The organism is Pseudomonas sp. COR18, from assembly GCF_048568395.1.
Classification (GTDB): domain Bacteria; phylum Pseudomonadota; class Gammaproteobacteria; order Pseudomonadales; family Pseudomonadaceae; genus Aquipseudomonas; species Aquipseudomonas fuscovaginae_B.
This window is the reverse complement of record NZ_CP183808.1, coordinates 429,801-449,703: the sequence shown is the minus strand read 5'-3', so window position 1 is coordinate 449,703 and position 19,903 is coordinate 429,801. Positions and strand designations below refer to the sequence as shown.

Here is a 19,903-nt window from a genome sequence, read left to right as displayed (position 1 = left end):
TCATTGTTTGCCTACCAGGACCCGATCGAGGCCGTAGACCCGGTCGAGCAGAATCATCGTCAATGCCGTGAGCGCGATCACCAGGGCCGACACCGCCGCCATCATCGGGTCGATGGATTCGGTGGCGTACACGTACATGCGCACCGGCAGGGTCTGGGTCGCAGGGGAGGTGACGAAGATCGACAGGGTCACCTCGTCGAAACTGTTGATGAACGCCAGCAGCCAGCCGCCGGCGACGCCGGGCAGGATCATCGGCAGGGTGATCTGGCGAAACAGCGTCAAGCGTCCGGCACCGAGGGATTCGGCGGCCTGCTCGGCGCTGCGGTCCAGACCGATGGCGGCGGCCAGCACCAGGCGCAGCACATAGGGGGTGATCACCAGCACGTGGGCCAGGATCAGCCAGCTGAAGCTGCCATTGACCCCCATCAGGGCGAACAGCCTCAGCAGCGCCACGCCGAGCACCAGGTGCGGAATGATGATCGGCGAGAGCAACAGGCCATTGAGAAAGTCCCGCCCGGGGAACTGATGACGGGTCATCGCCAGGGCGGCCGGCACCGCGATCACCGTCGCCAGGCTGGCGGCGCTGAAGGCCAGCAGCAGGCTGTTGTAGAACGCCTGGACGAAGTCCGCCCGTTCGAACACGGCGCGGAACCAGCGCAGGGAAAAGTCCGTGGTCGGCAGGCTCAGGGTGTTTTCCGGGGTGAAGGCCACCAGGCACACCACCACCAGCGGAGCGAGCATGAACACCACGATCAGGCTGTGGAACAGCAGGGCCAACGGGCCGTTTCTGGACATTTACGCGGCCCCCAGGGATTTCTTGTAGCGACGTTCGATCATGCGGTTCCACGACAGCATGATCAGCAGGTTGAGCAGCAGCAGCGTCACCGCGATCGCCGCGCCCATCGGCCAGTTGAGCTCCGACAGGTACTGGTCGTAGACCAGCGTCGCGACCATCTTCAGCCGGCGTCCGCCGAGCAGGCCGGGAATCGCGAAGGAGCTGGCGGACAGGCCGAACACGATCAGCGTGCCGGACAGCACGCCGGGCATGACCTGCGGCAGCACCACCAGGCGCATCACCTTGGCGTGGCTGGCGCCGAGGGACAGCGCGGCCTGTTCGGCGGACGGGTCGAGCTTCTGCAACGAGGTCCAGACCGGGATGATCATGAACGGCAGCATCACATGGACCAGCGCGATCACCACCGCGAACGGCGTGTAGAGTAGCTTCATCGGGGCCAGGCCAATGGCCTGCAGGCTCTGGTTGACCAGGCCGTCGGCGCCCAGCAGCAGGCTCCAGCCGAAGGCCCGCACCACCACCGAGATCAGCAGTGGCGTGAGGATCAGGATCAGGAAGATCGAGCGCCACGGACGGCCCATGCGGCTGAGGATGTAGGCTTCGGGGACGCCGATCAGCACGCAGAGCAGGGTGGTCAGGCCGCTGATCCAGAAGGTGCGCAGGAAGATCTCGTAGAAGTAGGGATCGCTGAACAGCGCGCCGTAGTGCTCCAGGGTGTAGGCGTCGCTGCGCACGCCGCTCTGGTAGTCGAAGACGTTGAGCGACAGCACGGCGGTCAATCCCAGCGGCAGAACCAGCAGGCCGACATACAGGGCCAGGGCCGGTGCCGACAGCAGGTAGCCATGCCGGCCCTGGCGCATCCGCGCCAGCAGGCTCATGCCGACACCTCGTCGGTGTCCAGGACCCGCAGCAGTTCGCCGGGCCAATCCAGGCCGACCGGGCCGCCTTCCTCCAAGGGGGGCGAGCCGTCGTTGCGGCGAACCACGCTGAGCTCGCCCAGGGCGGTCTCGACCCGGTACAGCCACTGGCTGCCAAGGAAAAAGCGCGTGCGGATCCGCCCCTGCAGGCGTCCGCAGCCGGCGGCCAGCAGGTCGATCTTTTCCGGCCGCAGGCTGAGGGTCAGCGAGCCTTCTCCGGGTAGTTGCCGGACCTGCGGACAGCCACTGGCGTCACGGTCGCCCGGCAACAGGTTGGCCTTGCCGACGAAGCCGGAGATGAAGCGGGTACGCGGGTGTTCATAGAGGCGGTAGGGCTCGTCGACCTGGGTGATACGGCCGGCCTGCATCACCACCACGCGGTCGCTGATCGACAGCGCCTCGGCCTGATCGTGGGTGACCATCAGGGTGGTGATACCGACCTCGCGCTGGATACGGCGAATCTCGAACTGCATTTCCTCGCGCAGGTTGGCGTCGAGGTTCGACAGGGGTTCGTCGAGCAACAGCACCGGCGGTTCGATCACCAGTGCGCGGGCCAGGGCGACGCGTTGGCGTTGGCCGCCGGACAACTCGCGGGGGTAGCGTTCGGCATGCTGGTGAAGGCGCACCAGTTGCAGCACCGTCGCCACTCGCCGTTGTACGTCGGCGGCCGGTACCTTGCGCATGCGCAGGCCGAAGGCGACGTTGTCCTGGACGGTCATGTGGGGAAACAGCGCATAGCTCTGGAACACCACGCCCAGGCCGCGGCTGCTGGGCTTGGCATGGGTGATGTCGCGGTCGTCGAGCAGGATCCGTCCGGCGCTGACCTCGACGAAGCCGGCGACCATCTGCAAGGTCGTGGTCTTGCCGCAACCGGAGGGGCCCAGCAGCGAGACGAACTCGCCCTTGTCCACCGCCAAGTTGGTGGCGACCACCGCTTCGAGGGCGCCATAGCGCTTGCACACGCCTTCAAGTCGTAGAAAGGCCATAACTGCGTTCCACCTTTGGTTGGTGTGCGCGGCGAGGCGCACGTTTCTTGTCATGGGCAGAGACGAAAGGGCATTGCGTGGGTGCGTGGTGCTCGACGTCTGTCGGCTACCGATGTTGTTCGAATCGCCCCTTGTGGACGCAGAGTAGGACGAAGCCTAGGATGTGGGAAAGAGTGAATTTCACTGAAAGAATGACTATTTTCAGTTTAATTCATTCAGCAGATTTTTAGGTGAGAAATAGCCAAATGAATTCCACTGATCGGAATGAAAAATCGAATGAAGTCGGAGTCGGTGCGGTCTCCCGACTGTTTGCGGTGTTGCGCAGTCTGGGTGACTCGCCGGAAGAGGGCGAGCGGGTCACGCAACTGGCCGAACGCATCGGCCTGTCCCAGCCGACCACCCATCGGCTGCTGCGCAGCCTGATGGACGAGGGCATGGTCGAGCAGGACGCGCGCAGCAAGCGCTATCGCCTGAGCCTGGAGTTCTTTGCCCTGGCGGCCCGTGCCGGGCGCAGTGGCAACCTGCGCGAACTGGTGCGCCCGGCGCTGTTGCGGCTGTCCGCTTCGCTCGGCGATTCGCTGTTCCTGCTGGCGCGCAGCGGTTTCGATGCAATCTGCCTGGATCGCAGCGAGGGGCCGTTCCCGATCCGTACCTTCACCGGCGACATCGGTGGCCGGGTGGCCCTGGGCGTGGGGCAGGGCAGCCTGGCGATCCTGGCGTTCCTGCCGGAAGACGAGCGGGAAACGGTGATCCGCTACAACCTGCCGCGGCTGCGGGACTTTCACCTGTACGACGAAGTGTTCCTGCGCTCGGAAGTCGAGAACGTGCGCAAGCTCGGCTATGCCGGGCGCAACACCGGTGTCTTGCAGGGCATGGCGGGGGTGGCGGTGCCGATTCTCGATCGCGATGGGCGGGCGGTCGCGGCGTTGAGCGTGGCGACCATCAGCGACCGTCTCGGGCCGGACCGTTTGCCGACGGTGGTGGAGCTGCTCAAGCGCGAGGCGGCGGCGATCGGCCCGCGGATCAATCCGTTCGATCCGCTGCTACGACGCCCTTCGCAGATCTTCGGTGCGCCGGAATAGCGCCTGCGACTAGAACCGGCTGGTCTGACGTAGCACCTGCGCCACCGGCGTATCGGCCGGCGCCACCATCGCGTAGTTGTAGCCGGGGCTGGACCAGTACTCGGCCTGCAATTCGCCGTCCCGGCGGTGGCCACGTTCCAGCAAGTGGTTCTGCGGCCCTGGCGGGCGCATGTAGTAGGTGATCCGCCGGCCTTGCGGGTCTTCGTAGAGGACCATCGCCGCCGCGCCCTGTTCGGTGCTCAGCAGGCGCGCGCTGACCGGCCTGAAGCCGGCGTTGTCCAGGTTGGGCAGGCGATTGGCCCGGCTGAAGTAGCGGTCGAGCCAGCCCTGCAGGTCGCCGTTGCCCTCGACCTTGAAGTCCGCCGGCAGGATGTCCCGGGTGGCGAACAGGCGGTAGGCCTGCACCGCGTCGGCCATCGGCAGTGGCGTCGGCAGGGTCATTTGGCGGGCCTGCCAGCCGCCCAGGCCGCCGACACTCACCGCGATCAGCAGCACCGCCGCGCTGGCCAGGTGGTGCCGGGAGCGGGCGCGCAGGCGCTGGCGGATGGCGACCGGGTCCAGTCCGGGGTTGGCGGGCAGTTGCAGGGTCGCCCCGAGGGCCGCCCGCAGGTGCTGGGCATCGCGTTGCCAGTCGCGGACCTGACGCGCCACTTCCGGGTGGCTGGCGAGGTAGCTGTCGATCATTTGCCGGTCGGCATCGCTGAGCTGATGGTCGACATAGGCGTGCAGGTCGCGTTCGCTGGGAGGCATGCTGATCATTTGAGTATCCGCAGGGAAGGGCTGGCGATTTCGCCGTCGCTGAGTTGGCGCAGGGCCTGGCGGGCGCGGGACAGACGCGACATCACGGTGCCGATGGGCACGTTGAGGATCTCGGCGACTTCCTTGTAGCTCAAGCCCTCCACCGAGACCCAGAGCAGCAGTGCACGCTGCTCCACCGACAGGCGTTCGAAGGAGGCTAGGGTCGATTGTGCCATCACCGTGCGTTCCGCCGAAGGTTCGCTGTCGTCGCGGCCGGTGAAGAATTCCAGCATTCGCGCATAACGGCGCTGGCGCCGGTGGGCGTCGAGGAACTGCCGGTAGAGGATCGAGAACAGCCAGGCGCGCAGGTCGCCGTCCGGGCGTTTCCTGCCCCAGCTGGACAGGGCCCGCTCCAGGCTGGCCTGGACCAGGTCGTCGGCGCTGCTCGGGTTGCCGGTCAGGGACACGGCGAAGCGCCGCATGCGCGGGATCAGTTCACGTAGCTGTTCGTCGAGATCGTTCATGGAAACCTGCAGGGTTCTGGTCAGTCACTACGCTGGATGCAGGAAGACGTCCGTGCCTGAAGGTTATTCCAGTCAGCGGAAAAATATTGATCGAAATAAATTATCGACGCCCGGGAATAACCCCTGACGACCTGCGTCCTACTCGCTCCCCAACCGTGTGGCCGCCCAGGGCCCTGGAGTTTTTCATGGTAGATCACACCCCGCCGCCACTGAGCGGTACGAGCAAGGTCTTGCGTCTGGCCGGTATCGCCGTGGTCGTGGCGGCGCTGGCCGGCGCCCTCGGTTATGTCGGTGGCCGGCTCGATCCGCAACGCCTGACGCCCGCGCGCATCGTCGATACGCTGGAGAACAACAGCGGCCACTATCCGGGGCTGCGGCGCAACCACGCCAAGGGCGTCTGCGTCGCGGGCTACTTCGAAAGCAGCGCTGAAGCCCGTCCGTACTCCATCGCCAAGGTCTTCGCCGAAGGCAGCGTGCCGGTGGAAGGGCGTTTCGCCCTGCCGGGGGGCAACCCCTACGCCGCGGACAGCAGCGTGCCGATCCGCAGCCTGGGGCTGCGCTTTATTCTCGCCAACGGCCAGCAATGGCGCAGCGGGATGAACAGCATGCCGGTGTTCCCGGTGAGTACGCCGCAAGCCTTCTACGAGCAGCTCAAGGCTTCCGCGCCGGACCCGGCGACCGGCAAGCCGAACCCGGCGGCGCTGGCGGCGTTCTTTGCCGCGCATCCGGAAACCGGTCCGTTCCTGCAATGGGTCAAGACCGCCAAGCCTTCGGCCAGCTATGCCACCGAGAGTTACAACGCGCTGAACGCCTTCTACCTGGTCAATGCCGCGGGCCAGCGCCAGGCGGTACGCTGGGGCTATGTGCCGTTGAATCAGGACACCCCCGGCGCGGTGGCGCCGGCCGCTGCCGACTTCCTGGAAAAGGATCTGGTACAGCGTCTGGCGGCCGGTCCGCTGAAATGGGAGCTGCGCATCACCCTGGCCAACCCCGGCGACCCGATCGACGATGCGAGCAAGGCCTGGACCGGCGAGCACAAGGTGCTCAACGCCGGCACCCTGGTGCTGGAGAGCACGCAACCGCAGGACAGCGGCGATTGCCGTGACATCAACTACGACCCGCTGGTCCTGCCCAGTGGCATCGAGGCCTCGGCCGACCCGCTGCTGGCGGCGCGTTCGGCGGCGTATTCCAGTTCCTACCTGCGTCGCACCAGCGAAGTCGGCCAGATGCCCGCCACTCACGCCCAACAGGAGTCCCGTCCATGAGCGCCCCGTTGAAACATTTCGTTCCCCTGGCGCGCCTGCTGCACTGGCTGATGGCGCTGATGATCCTGGCGATGCTGTTCATCGGCGCCGGGATGGTGGCCTCGGTGTCGGCACGGCACGAGTGGCTGATCCACCTGCACAAGCCGTTGGGGATTGCGATTCTGGTACTGGCGATCGTACGGCTTGCCGTGCGCTTCGGCACGCGGCAGCCGGCGCTGCCGGCGGATCTGCCGGGGTGGCAGGTGCTGGCGGCGAAGCTCTCCCATGTGCTGCTGTATGCGCTGATGCTGGTGCTGCCGTTGCTGGGCTGGGCGATGATTGGCGCGGCGGGTGATCCGGTGATGCTGAGCAGTTCGATCCGCCTGCCGGCACTGTTGTCGGCGGATGCCGCGACCTTTGCCTGGTTGCGCAAGGCCCACGGCTACCTGGCCTACCTGCTGTTCCTGACGGTGCTGATGCACCTGGCGGCGGCACTGTTCCATGGCTGGATCCGCCGGGATGGGGTACTGGAGAGCATGCTGCGGGGCAAGGACTGAGTTCACCCCCTCACGGACCACCCCCAATACACCAGGGCCGTGGCACTGATCGCGGCCCCCAACAGGCAGACCCCGGTCCACCCGCCCCAGGCATACATCGCCGTGGCCCCCACGGCACCACCGGCGCTCCCCACTGAATAGAACAGCATGTAGCCCGCCGCCAATCGGCTCTGCGCCTGGGGCCGGACGCTGTAGATCAGCGCCTGGCTGGTCACATGCACCGCCTGCAGGCCCAGGTCGAGGGCGATCACCCCGAGCAGCAGGGCCCAGAGCGACGATTGGGTAAAGGCGATGGGCAGCCAGGACAGCAGCATCATCGCCAGCGCCAGGCCGCTCACCCACTGCGCCCGGCCACGGTCCGCCCAGTGTCCGGCGCGCGCCGCGCCCAGCGCACTGGCTGCCCCTGCCAGGCCGAACAGGCCGATTTCGGTATGCGACAACGACAGTGGCGGAGCGCTCAGGGGCAGCACCAGCGGAGTCCACAGCACGGTGCCGGCGGCAAAGATCAGCATCGCCAGTACCGCCCGATCGCGCAGTACCTTCTCCTCGCGAAACAACCCGAACAGCGAAGCGATCAGGGCGCCATAACCCTGGCGTGGCTTGGGCGGCTCATGCCGGGGCAGGACCTGCCAGAGTGCCACGGCCATCAGCAGGGTCAGCAGCGCCGACAACAGGTAGACCGAACGCCAGCCGGCCAGGTCGGCCATGCCCCCGGCGACGGTGCGGGCCAGCAGCAGGCCGACGACGATGCCACTGGTGACGCTGCCGACGACCTGGCCGCGCTCGCCTGGCGCCGCCAGTTGTGCCGCATAGGCCACCAGGGTCTGGGTCACCACCGCCAGCAGGCCGATCAGGCTCATGCCCAGCAACAGCCAGGCACTGTCGGGGCCAGGGCCGCGAGCAGCAGGGCCAGCACCGACAGCAGCATCTGGCCGACGATCAGCCGTCGGCGGTTCAACAGGTCGCCCAGTGGCACCAGCAACAGCAGGCCCAGGCCGTAGCCGACCTGGCTCAGGCTGACCACGATGCCGACCGTGGCGTGATCCATGGCGAAGGTATCGGCCATGGCATCCAGCAGGGGCTGGGCGTAGTACACATTGCCTACCGACAGTCCGCAGGCGACGGCGAACAGCAGCACTGTGACCCTGGACAGTCGGCTGCCGGTCTGCGCGATATCGGTGCTGGCCGGGGCTTCAAGTGTCATGGCAAGGCTCCTCGAGTAGATGGTTTCAATTTAAAACTACTTGTACCCTAGAGAGGCTGGTTTTACATTGCAACCACATTTTTCTGCCGGAGTCCCTTGCCATGGTCAAACGTTCCAGCCTGGAAGCCGCCGAATGCCCGGTGGCCCGCTCGGTGGCGGCCATCGGCGATGGCTGGTCGTTGCTGATCATTCGGGATGCGTTCGACGGCCTTCGCCGCTTCGGCGAGTTTCAGCGCAACCTCGGGCTGGCGCGCAACATTCTTGCCACGCGCTTGAAGAGCCTGGTCGGGCAGGGGGTGCTGGACATCGTTCCGGCGTCGGATGGCAGCGCGTACCAGGAGTACGTGTTGACGGAAAAGGGCCGGGGTCTGTTCAACCTGATCATCGGTTTGCGCCAGTGGGGCGAGGCGCATTGCTATGGGCCGCAGGAGCCGCACTCGGTCATGGTCGACCGCGAGCAGGGGTTGCCGCTCAGGCCGCTGGAGTTGCGCGCCGAGGACGGTCGCCTGCTCGGGCCGGACGACTGCCGGCGAATCCCGGCCGGCTGACCGTCTACTCGCCGGCGAAACGCTCCTGGCTGTTGCTCAGGTGCGTCCACATCGCCGCCCGTGCCGCATCGGCATCCTGGCGGCGAATCGCGGCGAGAATCGCCTCGTGTTCCTGATTGGCCAAGCGGCCCAGGGCCTGCAGGTCGGCATTGCCGCGTTCGGCTGCGTGCACCCGGGTCCGCGGGATCATCGAGTTGCCCAGATGCAGCAGGATCTCGACGAAATACGGGTTGCCGGTGGCTTCGGCGATCAGCAGGTGGAAGCGCTGGTCGGCGGGTACGCAACTGTCGTTGTTGGCCAGCAGGCTCTGGTACTCGTCCAGCGCCGCGCGCATCTGCCGCAGCTGTTCATCGGTACGTCGGCGGGCCGCCAGGGCGACGGCCTGGGTTTCCAGGCCCAGGCGCAATTCGAGAAGGCCCCGCACGCTCATGGCCGTGTCGGCGCTCAGGCGCAGGCCGTGGCCCTCCTCGCGTTCCAGCACGAAACTGCCGACGCCGTGGTGGGTCTCGACCCAGCCCGCGGCCTGCAGCTTGGAGATCGCCTCGCGCACCACTGTGCGACTGACCTTGTGCTCGCGAATGATCGCGCTTTCCGACGGCAGCTTTTCGCCCGGTTTCAACTCGCCCAGGCGTATCCGCTGAGTCAGGTGATTGACCAGGTCGGTGGCCAGGTTGGGCGTGCGCTTGCGGCGCGCGGTGGGGAGATCGCTGTCAGTGCTCATGGTCGTATCGTGGGGGTGTGAGGGGGAAAGCTTAACACTTGTACGACAAGTGGTGTGAGTGGCGGCGATACATGTATGACAAGTTCAGTTTTTCAGGTGTTTTTCCCGTGAAGGCCGGGTCAGCCCCGTCCGGTTCAAATGAAAAGGCTCACCAGAGAAAATATATTTATTGGAAATTAGTTGTTATAAAACAAATAATTAGGTTTTTATTCCGAGCGTTTTCCTGAGCGTTGAGGGCGTGCCACAACATCGAAGTGCTTGTTAGCAGATTTTTCTACTCGTATGATGACTGTCGACTGGCTTGAGTTGGCCAGCACCCCGCACACAACAATAATCCGTGGGAGACCGTCGTGAACCACACCCTCGATCCGTCCGCGTCAGCGGCACACGATTCACTGCTGGCCGTCGCCGTGGCGAAGGTCAAGCGCCATGTCCTGCCGCTGTTCGTCATCATGTTCATCGTCAACTACATCGACCGGGTCAACATCGGCTTCGTGCGCACGCACCTGGAGCATGACCTGGGCATCGGTGCCGCCGCCTATGGCTTCGGTGCCGGGCTGTTCTTCATCGGTTACGCGCTGTTCGAGGTGCCTTCCAACCTGCTCCTGCAGAAGGTCGGCGCACGGCTCTGGCTGACCCGCATCATGTTCAGTTGGGGCGTGGTCGCCACGGCCATGGCCTTCGTCCAGAACGAAACCCATTTCTACATCCTGCGTTTCCTGCTCGGGATCGCCGAGGCCGGGTTCTTTCCCGGGGTGATCTACTACTTCACCCGCTGGCTGCCGGGGGTGGAGCGGGGCAAGGCCATCGCGATCTTTCTCAGCGGCTCGGCGCTGGCCTCGCTGATCTCCGGTCCGCTGTCCGGCGCCCTGCTGCAGATCGAAGGCCTGGGCTGGCACGGCTGGCAGTGGATGTTCATCATCGAGGGAATGGCCTCGGTGGTGCTCTGTGGTTTCACCTGGTTCTGGCTCGACTCCGCGCCGCGCGACGCCAGATGGCTGGGCCGTGCCGAGCAGGAGGCGCTGGTGCAGGCGATCGACGAGGAGCAGCGGGCCCGCGAGGCGTCGATGCCGATCAGGCCGTCGACCTGGAGCCTGCTCAAGGACCGGCAGATCCTGCTGTTCTGCCTGCTGTACTTCTGCATTCAACTGACCATTTACGCGGCGACCTTCTGGCTGCCGAGCATCATCAAGAAAATGGGTGCGCTCAGCGATTTGCAGGTGGGGCTGCTCAACTCCATTCCGTGGCTGATCTCGATTATCGCCATGTATGCCTTCGCGGCGGCCTCGGGCAAGTGGAAGCACCAGCAGGCCTGGGTTGCCACGGCGCTGCTGGTGGCGGCGGCCGGGATGTTCATGTCGACCACCGGCGGGCCGGTGTTCGCCTTCGTCGCGGTGTGTTTCGCCGCCATCGGCTTCAAGTCCGCCTCGTCGCTGTTCTGGCCGATCCCCCAGGCCTACCTGGATGCGCGGATCGCGGCGGCGGTGATTGCCCTGATCAACTCCACCGGCAACCTCGGCGGCTTCGTCGCACCGGCCACCTTCGGCCTGCTGGAGCAGAACACCGGTTCGATCCAGGGCGGCCTCTACGGCCTGGCGGCGACCTCGGTGATCGCGGCGATCCTGGTGTTCTTTGCCCGCACTCGGCCCAAACCCGGGCATGGCGTGCCGGGGAGCATCGGCCCGGCCCTGAACGAATCCCACTAAACGACACTTTTTTCGAAACGACAGTTTCGCCAGACAGGTACCCATCATGAATGCACAGACGCTCGGCACTGCCGGCCAGACCCCGGTCATCAGCGGCTTCCAGGTCATCCCGGTGGCCGGCCACGACAGCATGCTGCTCAACCTCAGTGGCGCCCACGGGCCGTTCTTCACCCGCAATCTCGTCATCATCACCGACAGCAGCGGCCGCACCGGCGTCGGCGAGGTGCCCGGTGGCGAGCGGATCCGCGCGACCCTGGAGGATGCGCGCGGGCTGCTGCTGGGCCAGTCCATCGGCAATTACCAGAAGCTGCTCAACCAGGTCCGCCAGGCCTTTGCCGAACGCGATGCCGGCGGCCGCGGGCTGCAGACCTTCGACCTGCGCATCACCATCCATGCGGTCACCGCCCTGGAGGCGGCGCTGCTCGACCTGCTCGGCCAGTTCCTCGGCGTACCGGTGGCGGCGCTGCTCGGCGAGGGGCAGCAGCGGGAAGCGGTCAAGGTGCTCGGCTACCTGTTCTACATCGGCGACCGGCAGCGCACTAACCTGGCCTACCGCAATGAGGCCGAGGCCGAGGACGCCTGGTTCCGCCTGCGCCACGAGCAGGCGATGACCCCGGAGGCGATCGTCCGCCTGGCCGAGGCTGCCCAGGCGCGCTACGGTTTCAACGACTTCAAGCTCAAGGGCGGCGTGCTCGAGGGCGCACGCGAGATCGAAGCGGTGACGGCCCTGGCCGAGCGTTTCCCCGCGGCCCGCATCACCCTCGATCCGAATGGCGCCTGGTCGCTCAGGGAGGCGATTGCCCTGTGTCGCGACCAGCATCGGGTGCTGGCCTATGCCGAGGACCCTTGCGGTGCGGAAAACGGCTATTCGGGGCGCGAAGTCATGGCCGAGTTCCGCCGGGCCACCGGCCTGCCGACGGCGACCAACATGATCGCCACCGACTGGCGGGAAATGGGCCATGCGATCCAGTTGCACGCCGTCGACATCCCGCTGGCCGACCCGCATTTCTGGACCCTGCAGGGCTCGGTACGGGTCGCACAGATGTGTCATGAGTGGGGCCTGACCTGGGGCTCGCACTCCAACAACCACTTCGACATTTCCCTGGCGATGTTCACCCATGTCGCCGCGGCGGCGCCGGGCGAGATCACCGCCATCGACACCCACTGGATCTGGCAGGACGGCCAGGGCCTGACCCGCGAGCCGTTGCAGATCGTCGACGGCTTCATCCAGGTGCCGCAGAAGCCGGGGTTGGGGATCGAACTGGACATGGACGCGGTGGCCCGCGCCCATGAGTGTTACCGCCACATGGGCCTTGGCGCCCGGGACGACAGCGTGGCCATGCAGTGCCTGATCCCCGGCTGGTCGTTCGACAACAAGCGTCCCTGCCTGGTGCGCTGACTGCTAGTGGCCACACAGGCCCCTATACGGGGTCGAACAGCGTCACGGCGACGATCCGCTCGCCGTCGACGCGCACCAGCAAGAGCCCCCTCGGCAACGGATGACCTTTCTGATAACTCTCCACCAGCACCTGGTCCGCCGCCGTGGCGGTGACTTGCAACCGATGGGGCGGGCGCAACAGTGCGCGTATCTGTGGCGAGACTGGAAAGTGCTCGCTGTTGTCCCGCACCGCGTCGCAGAATTCCAGCACTACCGCGCGTGGCGCCGGCGCGGGTGGTGAAGTCATTCCTTCCTCGGCGAACAACTGGTTGAGCCGTTCGGCGGTGGTTACCGCCCTGGGAAAGCCGGTGAAGGCCGAGGCCTGCAACAGCAGTTCGGTGTATTCGCCCGGGGCCAGCCCCGAGGCCAGGCCGGTCTTGAAGTGTACACTCAGGGGCGGGCCGACCATCCCCGCCGCGACGATGGCGGCGAAGGTCGCGGCCTCCCGCAGTCGGGGATCGAGGCCGGGGCGCTGGTGCAGGTGGCCGTAGACCACGCCGACCGCCAGCTCGCCGAGAGCGGGCGTGGTGTGGAACAGCGCATCCAGGCGGGCGCCGCCGTTGGGCACCAGGTCGATGAATTGCTTGCGGCCTTCGCAGTAGAGCTCGGCCATGGGGGCTTTGTCGTTCATGCTGTCTCCTAATTGGCGATCCGGGGAATCCTTCGCGCGTCGACGACAGCAGGACATCGACAGCTGGCAGCCTAGCCAATCCGCTGGAAAATGCTAACGCCCGGGTGTTTTCCCCACGGGGATCGCGGCTAAAGTGAGGGTTTTGCCGGAGCGGGACCATGGCGACGTTTTATGATGCACGCGGGAACATCTATGCGGTGGCGAGCCCTGAGGAGTTGCGCGCACTGGGGCTCGACGTACCGGTGGATGCCGCCCGGGCGGCGTTGCAGCGGCGCGACTGGTCGGTTGCGGCGGTGCAAGCGCTGTGCGGCTGGGCGGGGCAGGAGCCGGGACGGGGAGGCAAGCACCATCGCTCCGACGGTTTGCTGGTCGGGCCGTTCCAGTGCGCGGCGCCGTTCGATCTGCTGATCGTCAATACCGACGGCACCCTGGCCGAGCGCAGTGGCAACGGCCTGACGATCTTTTCTCAGGCATTGAGCGAGCAGGGTCTGCTGGCGGCCGAAGGCAGCAGCCTGTTGCGGGTCCATCACGATCAACCGGGCGGTTCGTCTCCTGTCGCGACGGCGGTGGAACCGGCGCAGGTGGAGGGCCAGCCGGGCTTCTGGCTGGCGCTGGGCAAACCGGAATTCGGCCCCGCGGCAGTCGCTGCCTGCGGCACCGGGGAGGTCGGGTTGAATGGCCGTCAGCTGAGCCATGTCGCGCCCCTGGCGCGCTTGAACGAAGCCTGGCAGCGCAGCCAGTTCGTGCGGGTCGGCAATCCCCATTGCGTGACCCTGGTGGAGCAGCTCTCGGCATTGCCGAGCAACCCACAGATGCTGGAGACGGCGCTGGAGCAGGGCTTGACCGCGATTGCCTTTGCGCCACCGATGGGGGCGGGCGAGCCGTGCCCGGCCGGGGTCAACCTGCAGTGGGCGATGCTCGTGGCGCCGGGGCACCTGCAGGCGCGGGTGTTCGAGCGCGGCGAGGGGCCGACCGCGTCCTCGGGCACCAGCGCCAGTGCGGTGGCCTGTGCGGCCTGGAGGGTCGGTTGGGTCGCCGCGGGCGAGGTTCGGGTCGAAATGCCGGGCGGTACCGCGCCGATCCGCCTGCTGGAACAGGGCGGCGAACTGCAGGGCGTGCACCTGTTCGGCACGGCCCGGCGCCAGGTCTGATCGTCCCGACCAAACACCGCTGACGTGTTGTTCGGATTCCCCTCTCTCGCCACCGGGGCGTTGCACCCTTGTCCGCCCCGGGCGCTTTTTGGCTTGATGAATCGACGGGATCGCCGGCCGATAACGGCCGTTCCCGGACCGGGTCACAAGAACGGGCCCGGATTCTCAACCCGATCAAATGGAATTTGCGATGAAAGCGCTCAGAGGTTTATGCGGTACGTTGTTGTGTGCGGGGCTGATGTTTGCGGCGGCGGCCCAGGGTGGGCAGGCGAATGGCGAGCAACTGGCGGCGTCCTCCACCGCCCCCGACGGTGTCGAGCCGAGTCCCGCGGAGGTGCTGGGCGGAATCCGCACCGACTATTTCTCCTGCTCGGTCGGGCGTTTCCGGGGCGAGCTGGAGGCCAGGGTGGCCTTCGCCTCCGCCGGCAGTTCGGCCTATTTCGATGTCAGTACGGTGAGATACCGCATCGTGCGCAGCGGGGGCGAGGGCGGTGGCAACAAGGCCAATATCAATTTCCATCTGGACACGCTCAATCGCCAGGGTGTGGTCAGGGGCAACGACGTCTATCACTCGCCGGATTCGCTCAAGCAGGACGGCAACTGGCATCTGCTGGACGTCAACCGCATCGTGCGCACCGACTACCAGGGGGCGGTGACCTTCGAGTTCATCTTCGACCGCTCCAAGGCCAGCGACAGCCGTTGCGCGGCCCACAAGACCTACCAGTGGGCCGGTGCCACGGTCACCCGGGCCACGGCGGCCGAGTGATCCGGTCAAGGCGTATCGAGGGCTGACGCTTCGCGAATCAGGAAGTGATCCAGGTTCTCGATTTCACAGCTGAACACGCTGAAGGTCTGCTCCGGGTTCTTCTTGCTCGGCACCTGTTTCAGCTCCGGCGTCACCCCGTAGAAAAAGCAGTACAGGTCATCGGCCTGGTCGATCACGCTCTTGATCTCCTCGAGGAACGCCGTGCGCTGGCGGTAGTTTTCGATCAGGCTCTTGCTCAGGTAGACGTTCACCGAATAGCGCTTGCGGTCGGCCCAGACCGGCTTGTCGAAGACCACGCTGAAGCTGCTCCTGTAGTCCTTGATCTCCTTGATCCTGCCCCAGTAGATCAGCCCCTTGCGATCCTGGCAGTACTCGACCCGCTTGAAGAAGGCGTTGTAGTTCAGGCTCAGCTCGCCAATGGTCAGCGGCATGCGCTTGAGCAGATCCTTGTTGGCGAAGTTGGAGACGAAGCATTCCACCGGGTGGGCGAACACGCTGGTGCGATTCGGTGTCGCCCTGGGCGTGCTGGTGGCGCTGCTGTCGCCCGCCGGGCGGGTTGCCTCCTTCGGCTCCGGGTGGGCGGAGTCGGCTGGCGTGGTGGGCTTGCGGGTGTAGACGCGACGGCTCAGCAGCAACTCCACCGGGAAATTCTGCTCGCCTTCGATCCCGTCCGGCGCCTGGTCCGGGTCGAGCAGGTCGGGTGCGGTTTCCGGGCTGAGGTAGGGGCAGTCCGCCAGGTGCCGGGTACTGGGCGTGTTCTTGAAGTGCGGGGTGCGCTTGAAGCGGACCCGACGGGCATTGAAGGTGGTCAGGTGGTTGCTGCGGTCGAAGGCGTTGCGGCAGGCATCGTTGGGGCACTGGAAGATTTCCGTGTCCGAATCGAAGGGTACGGTCTCGTCGAAGTTCAGGTCGCGGACATCGTAGATTGTCAGTTTCTCGTCGAGGCTGACGCAGTAGGCTTTGTCGAATTTCATGCTCGGTCCATCGGCGGCGCGGTAGGTCATTAATATCACAGGCATTCTGGCGTCGTGTACCTGTCGGTCCGGCCCGTTGCCGTTTCAGTAGTCGGTGGGCGCCCGGCCCAGGGTGCGACGAAACATGGTCGAGAACGCTGCCGGGCTCTGGTAGCCGAAATCCAGGGCAATGCGCGTCACCGCTTCACCTTCGGCCAGTCGCGCCAGGGCCAGGACCACGCAGACCCGCTGGCGCCACTGGGAAAAGCTCAGGGCGGTCTGGCCGTGGAACAGCCGGCCGAAACTGCGCAGGCTCATATGCAACCGCGCCGCCCAGGCCTCGGGCGACTGGCGGATATCCGGCTGTTCGACGAAGGCCTGGCATAGCGGCAGCAGGCGCGGGTCCTGGGGCAGGGGGATATGCAGCGGCAGGCTGCCGGCGGCGGCCAGTTCATGCAGCAACAGGCTGACCAGGGCCCCGTCTCGGCCCTGTTCGGCGTACTCCACCGGCATCTCGACGGCGGCCAGCAGCAGTTGGCGCAGCAGCGGCGAGACCTCCAGCACCTGGCAACTGGCACTCATCGTCGCGACCGCAGCGGGCTCGATGTACAGGCTGCGGGTGCTGACGCCGAGCATCAGCACCTGGTGCGGCACCTGAGGAGGAATCCAGACCGCCCGCTGCGGTGGCACGATCCAGTTGCCGTCGTCGGTCAGCACATGCATCACCCCGCTGGCACCGTAGAGCAATTGCGCCCGCCGGTGCTGATGGCGGGCCAGCAGGTGGCCCCGGGATAGTCGGTGCCGATGGCGATCACCGCCCGGGGCAGGTGGTCGTACAGGGCGAGTGGGCTATTGAGCATGGGGATGGCGGTCTGGCCGAATCACGAATGATATTGGCTGACTTGCGCAGGCGCGCCAAGCCCCGGCGGAGCAATATGCGGGCTTCGTTCCTCAAAGGACCTGACATGATGCTTTACGGGCTGTTGGCGTTGTTGGGCGCGCTGGCCGGCGTGACCAGCGTGCTGTTCGGTTTCGGTGGTGGTTTCGTGGTGGTACCGCTGGTGTACCGGGCCCTGCGTGACAGCCCGGAGCCGGCTGTCAGCGGGGCGGCGATGCAGATCGCGGTGGCGACCTCGACCTGCGTGATGATCGTCAATGCGCTGATCGCCACCGGCAAGCACCGGCGTGCCGGCAATCTGCGCGGGGAGTGGATCTGGCCGTTCGCCGGCTTCATCGGCCTGGGCGCGTTACTGGGGGCGGTGCTGGCCAGTTGGCTCAGCAGTGAGGTGCTGCGCTGGGCCTTCATCGTCTACCTGGGATTGACCTTGCTTGACTGCCTGGCGCGGCAAGGTTTCATCCGGCCGGCGGGGTCCCGTCCGGTTCGGCCATTGACGCCTGGCGTGACGGTGCTGGGTGGCGTCTTGATCGGTAGCGTGGCGACCTTGCTCGGGGTGGGCGGCAGCGTCATGACCGTGCCGTTGCTGAGGCGCAGCGGCCTGAACATGACGCTGGCCACGGCCATGGCCAATCCGTTGAGCGTGCCGGTGGCGGTGGTCGGGACGTTGACCTACGTGCTCCTGGCCGGGGTCCATCCCCTGGGGTTGGGGCCCTGGTTCGCCGGGTACGTGAACCTTCCGGCATTCGCCCTGCTGATCCTCGGCTCGCTGCTCGGCATGCGCCTGGCGACGCCCCTGATCGGGCGTATCCCGGACCGGCTGCATGCAGGGTTCTACATCGGTCTGCTGGGGCTGGTGCTGCTGGCGATGGTGCTCGGCTGACGAGGCGCCGAGCGTGAGGCTGTTCGCGGGCAAGCCCCTGCAGGTCACTCCGCATCCGCTCTGGTGACGCAGAGCGTCACGGGCTGTGCTCCCACGCAGAGCGTGGGAGCGATCAGGGATCGAGGGCTACACGTTCAACAGGCGCTCACGCAGCTTGGCGATTTCGTCGCGCATTTGCGCCGCCGCCTCGAACTCCAGGTCGCGGGCCAGTTGGTACATCTTTTCTTCCAGCTGGCGAATGCGCTTGCTGATCTCGCTCGGCGAACGCAGTTCGTTTTCGTAGCGGGCGTTTTCCTCGGCAGCCTTGGCCATGCCCTTGCGCTTCTTGCTGCGCGAGCCGGGCACGGTGGCGCCTTCCATGATATCGGCGACGTCCTTGACCACGCCCTTGGGGGTGATGCCGTTGGCCTCGTTGAAGGCGATCTGCTTGTCACGACGCCGTTCGGTCTCGCCGATCGCCCGCTGCATGGAGCCGGTGACGTTGTCGGCGTAGAGAATCGCCTTGCCATTGAGGTTGCGCGCGGCGCGGCCGATGGTCTGGATCAGCGACCGCTCGGAGCGCAGGAAGCCTTCCTTGTCCGCGTCGAGAATCGCCACCAGCGACACTTCCGGCATGTCCAGGCCTTCGCGCAGCAGGTTGATACCCACCAGCACGTCGAAGGTGCCCAGGCGCAGGTCGCGGATGATTTCCACCCGCTCCACGGTGTCGATGTCCGAGTGCAGGTAGCGCACCCGGATACCGTGGTCGGCGAGGTAGTCGGTGAGGTCCTCGGCCATGCGCTTGGTCAGGGTAGTGACCAGCACGCGCTCTTCCAGGGCCACGCGCTTGTTGATCTCCGAGAGCAGGTCGTCGACCTGGGTCAGCGCCGGGCGCACCTCCACCTGCGGGTCGACCAGCCCGGTGGGGCGTACCACCTGCTCGACCACCTGGCCGGCGTGCTCGGCCTCGTAGTTGCCGGGGGTGGCGGAGACGAAAATGGTCTGCGGACTCACCGCCTCCCACTCGTCGAAGCGCATCGGCCGGTTGTCCAGCGCCGACGGCAGGCGGAAGCCGTATTCCACCAGGGTTTCCTTGCGTGAGCGGTCGCCCTTGTACATGGCGCCGACCTGCGGAACGCTGACGTGTGATTCGTCGATCACCAGCAGCGCATCCGGCGGCAGGTAGTCGTAGAGGGTCGGCGGCGGGGCGCCGGCTTCGCGTCCGGAGAGGTAGCGCGAGTAGTTTTCGATGCCGTTGCAGTAGCCCAGTTCGAGGATCATCTCCAGGTCGAAGCGGGTGCGCTGCTCCAGGCGCTGGGCCTCCACCAGTTTGTTGCTGTTGCGCAGGTATTCGAGGCGTTCCTGCAGTTCCTGCTTGATCCCCTCGACGGCTTCGAGCAGGGTTTCCCGCGGCGTCACATAGTGGCTCTTGGGGTAGAAGGTGAAGCGCGGCAGCTTGCGGATCACCTCGCCGGTCAGCGGGTCGAAGGCCGACAGGCTTTCCACCTCGTCGTCGAACAGCTCGACGCGGATCGCCTCCAGGTCGGATTCGGCCGGGTAGATGTCGATCACGTCGCCGCGCACGCGGAAGGTCGCCCGGGCGAAGTCCATGTCGTTGCGGGTGTATTGCAGGTCGGCCAGGCGGCGCAGCAGGGCGCGCTGGTCGAGCTTGTCGCCGCGGTCCACGTGCAGGACCATCTTCAGGTAGGTTTCCGGGCTGCCCAGGCCGTAGATGCAGGACACCGTGGTGACGATGATGGCGTCCTTGCGTTCGAGCAGGGCCTTGGTCGCCGACAGGCGCATCTGCTCGATATGGTCGTTGATCGACGCATCCTTCTCGATGAAGGTATCGGAGGAGGGGACGTAGGCTTCCGGCTGGTAGTAGTCGTAGTAGGAAACGAAGTATTCGACGGCGTTGTTCGGGAAGAATGTCTTGAATTCGCCGTACAACTGCGCGGCCAGGGTCTTGTTCGGTGCCAGCACCAGGGTGGGGCGCTGGACCTGGGCGATCACGTTGGCGATGCTGAAGGTCTTGCCCGAGCCGGTCACCCCGAGCAGGGTCTGGTGGGCCAGGCCGGCCTCGATGCCCCGGACCATCTGGCGGATCGCCTCGGGCTGGTCGCCGGCGGGCTGGAAGCGGGTGACGAGCTGGAATTGGGACATAACGTACCTCTTGATGTGCCGCGC

The 19,903-nt window shown here is 66.0% G+C and carries 18 protein-coding genes and 2 pseudogenes; 9 read left to right on the top strand and 11 right to left on the bottom strand.

Annotation, left to right across the window (positions count from 1 at the left end):
• The 3 genes from ACM62G_RS02060 to ACM62G_RS02050 are packed head-to-tail and all read right to left on the bottom strand — an operon-like array spanning position 1 to position 2,696.
• Positions 1-795 (bottom strand): ABC transporter permease, encoded by a 795-nt coding sequence (locus ACM62G_RS02060; RefSeq protein WP_054061317.1) that lies wholly within the window; start codon positions 793-795, stop codon positions 1-3.
• On the bottom strand, positions 796-1,671 hold the full coding sequence (locus ACM62G_RS02055; RefSeq protein WP_054061316.1) for an ABC transporter permease: 876 nt from the start codon (positions 1,669-1,671) through the stop codon (positions 796-798). It lies immediately after the preceding gene.
• Positions 1,668-2,696 (bottom strand): ABC transporter ATP-binding protein, encoded by a 1,029-nt coding sequence (locus ACM62G_RS02050; protein ID WP_273825023.1) that lies wholly within the window; start codon positions 2,694-2,696, stop codon positions 1,668-1,670. Before ACM62G_RS02050 ends, ACM62G_RS02055 begins: the two co-directional genes overlap by 4 nt.
• Before the next feature lie 245 nt (positions 2,697-2,941).
• On the opposite strand from ACM62G_RS02050, the gene ACM62G_RS02045 reads away from it, so the two are divergent.
• Positions 2,942-3,778, top strand: a complete 837-nt coding sequence (locus ACM62G_RS02045) for an IclR family transcriptional regulator (RefSeq protein WP_419736608.1) — start codon at positions 2,942-2,944, stop codon at positions 3,776-3,778.
• 9 nt (positions 3,779-3,787) lie between these two features.
• Here the strand turns inward: ACM62G_RS02045 and ACM62G_RS02040 are convergent, their stop codons facing one another.
• The gene (locus ACM62G_RS02040) at positions 3,788-4,537 is read right to left on the bottom strand and encodes an anti-sigma factor family protein (protein WP_419736607.1); all 750 of its coding nucleotides are present in this window, start codon (positions 4,535-4,537) and stop codon (positions 3,788-3,790) included.
• On the bottom strand, positions 4,534-5,040 hold the full coding sequence (locus ACM62G_RS02035; RefSeq protein ID WP_419736606.1) for an RNA polymerase sigma factor: 507 nt from the start codon (positions 5,038-5,040) through the stop codon (positions 4,534-4,536). Before ACM62G_RS02035 ends, ACM62G_RS02040 begins: the two co-directional genes overlap by 4 nt.
• Positions 5,041-5,225: 185 nt before the next feature.
• On the opposite strand from ACM62G_RS02035, the gene ACM62G_RS02030 reads away from it, so the two are divergent.
• Entirely contained in the window at positions 5,226-6,305 is a 1,080-nt protein-coding gene (locus tag ACM62G_RS02030) for a catalase family peroxidase (RefSeq protein ID WP_273825018.1), read from the top strand.
• Complete coding sequence (locus ACM62G_RS02025) at positions 6,302-6,841, top strand: cytochrome b (protein ID WP_054061563.1); 540 nt, start codon at positions 6,302-6,304, stop codon at positions 6,839-6,841. The genes ACM62G_RS02030 and ACM62G_RS02025 overlap by 4 nt, the downstream gene beginning before the upstream one ends.
• Positions 6,842-6,843: 2 nt before the next feature.
• Here the strand turns inward: ACM62G_RS02025 and ACM62G_RS02020 are convergent.
• Positions 6,844-8,045, bottom strand: a pseudogene (locus ACM62G_RS02020) (MFS transporter).
• Positions 8,046-8,146: 101 nt separating this feature from the next.
• Between ACM62G_RS02020 and ACM62G_RS02015 the strand changes: the two are divergent.
• Complete coding sequence (locus ACM62G_RS02015; RefSeq protein ID WP_273825016.1) at positions 8,147-8,593, top strand: winged helix-turn-helix transcriptional regulator; 447 nt, start codon at positions 8,147-8,149, stop codon at positions 8,591-8,593.
• Positions 8,594-8,597: 4 nt separating this feature from the next.
• Here the strand turns inward: ACM62G_RS02015 and ACM62G_RS02010 are convergent, their stop codons facing one another.
• Positions 8,598-9,314 (bottom strand): FadR/GntR family transcriptional regulator, encoded by a 717-nt coding sequence (locus ACM62G_RS02010; protein ID WP_273825014.1) that lies wholly within the window; start codon positions 9,312-9,314, stop codon positions 8,598-8,600.
• 350 nt (positions 9,315-9,664) lie between these two features.
• Here ACM62G_RS02010 and ACM62G_RS02005 point away from each other — a divergent pair, with 350 nt between their 5' ends.
• Complete coding sequence (locus ACM62G_RS02005) at positions 9,665-11,020, top strand: MFS transporter (RefSeq protein WP_273825012.1); 1,356 nt, start codon at positions 9,665-9,667, stop codon at positions 11,018-11,020.
• A gap of 46 nt (positions 11,021-11,066) precedes the next feature.
• Positions 11,067-12,419: a glucarate dehydratase gene (gudD, locus tag ACM62G_RS02000; RefSeq protein ID WP_419736605.1), complete on the top strand. Its 1,353-nt coding sequence runs from the start codon at positions 11,067-11,069 to the stop codon at positions 12,417-12,419.
• Positions 12,420-12,441: 22 nt separating this feature from the next.
• Here the strand turns inward: gudD and ACM62G_RS01995 are convergent, their stop codons facing one another.
• Positions 12,442-13,089 carry a carboxymuconolactone decarboxylase family protein gene (locus ACM62G_RS01995; protein ID WP_273825009.1) on the bottom strand — a complete coding sequence of 216 codons (648 nt, stop codon included), beginning with the start codon at positions 13,087-13,089 and terminating at the stop codon, positions 12,442-12,444.
• 158 nt (positions 13,090-13,247) lie between these two features.
• Here ACM62G_RS01995 and ACM62G_RS01990 point away from each other — a divergent pair, with 158 nt between their 5' ends.
• Together ACM62G_RS01990 and ACM62G_RS01985 are read left to right on the top strand one after the other, a co-directional pair.
• Positions 13,248-14,240: a diaminopimelate epimerase gene (locus ACM62G_RS01990; protein ID WP_273825008.1), complete on the top strand. Its 993-nt coding sequence runs from the start codon at positions 13,248-13,250 to the stop codon at positions 14,238-14,240.
• 190 nt (positions 14,241-14,430) lie between these two features.
• A complete protein-coding gene (locus ACM62G_RS01985; RefSeq protein WP_273825007.1) occupies positions 14,431-15,006 on the top strand; it encodes a hypothetical protein in 576 nt (191 codons plus the stop codon).
• A gap of 5 nt (positions 15,007-15,011) precedes the next feature.
• On the opposite strand, the gene ACM62G_RS01980 is transcribed toward ACM62G_RS01985, so the two are convergent.
• On the bottom strand, positions 15,012-15,980 hold the full coding sequence (locus ACM62G_RS01980; RefSeq protein ID WP_054057669.1) for a hypothetical protein: 969 nt from the start codon (positions 15,978-15,980) through the stop codon (positions 15,012-15,014).
• Between the two features lie 84 nt (positions 15,981-16,064).
• Positions 16,065-16,819: pseudogene (locus ACM62G_RS01975) on the bottom strand (AraC family transcriptional regulator).
• Between the two features lie 108 nt (positions 16,820-16,927).
• On the opposite strand from ACM62G_RS01975, the gene ACM62G_RS01970 reads away from it, so the two are divergent.
• Positions 16,928-17,737, top strand: a complete 810-nt coding sequence (locus ACM62G_RS01970) for a sulfite exporter TauE/SafE family protein (RefSeq protein ID WP_419737593.1) — start codon at positions 16,928-16,930, stop codon at positions 17,735-17,737.
• 126 nt (positions 17,738-17,863) lie between these two features.
• Here ACM62G_RS01970 and uvrB read toward each other — a convergent pair whose 3' ends face one another.
• The gene (gene uvrB, locus ACM62G_RS01965) at positions 17,864-19,879 is read right to left on the bottom strand and encodes an excinuclease ABC subunit UvrB (protein ID WP_419736604.1); all 2,016 of its coding nucleotides are present in this window, start codon (positions 19,877-19,879) and stop codon (positions 17,864-17,866) included.
• Positions 19,880-19,903 lie beyond the last annotated feature (24 nt).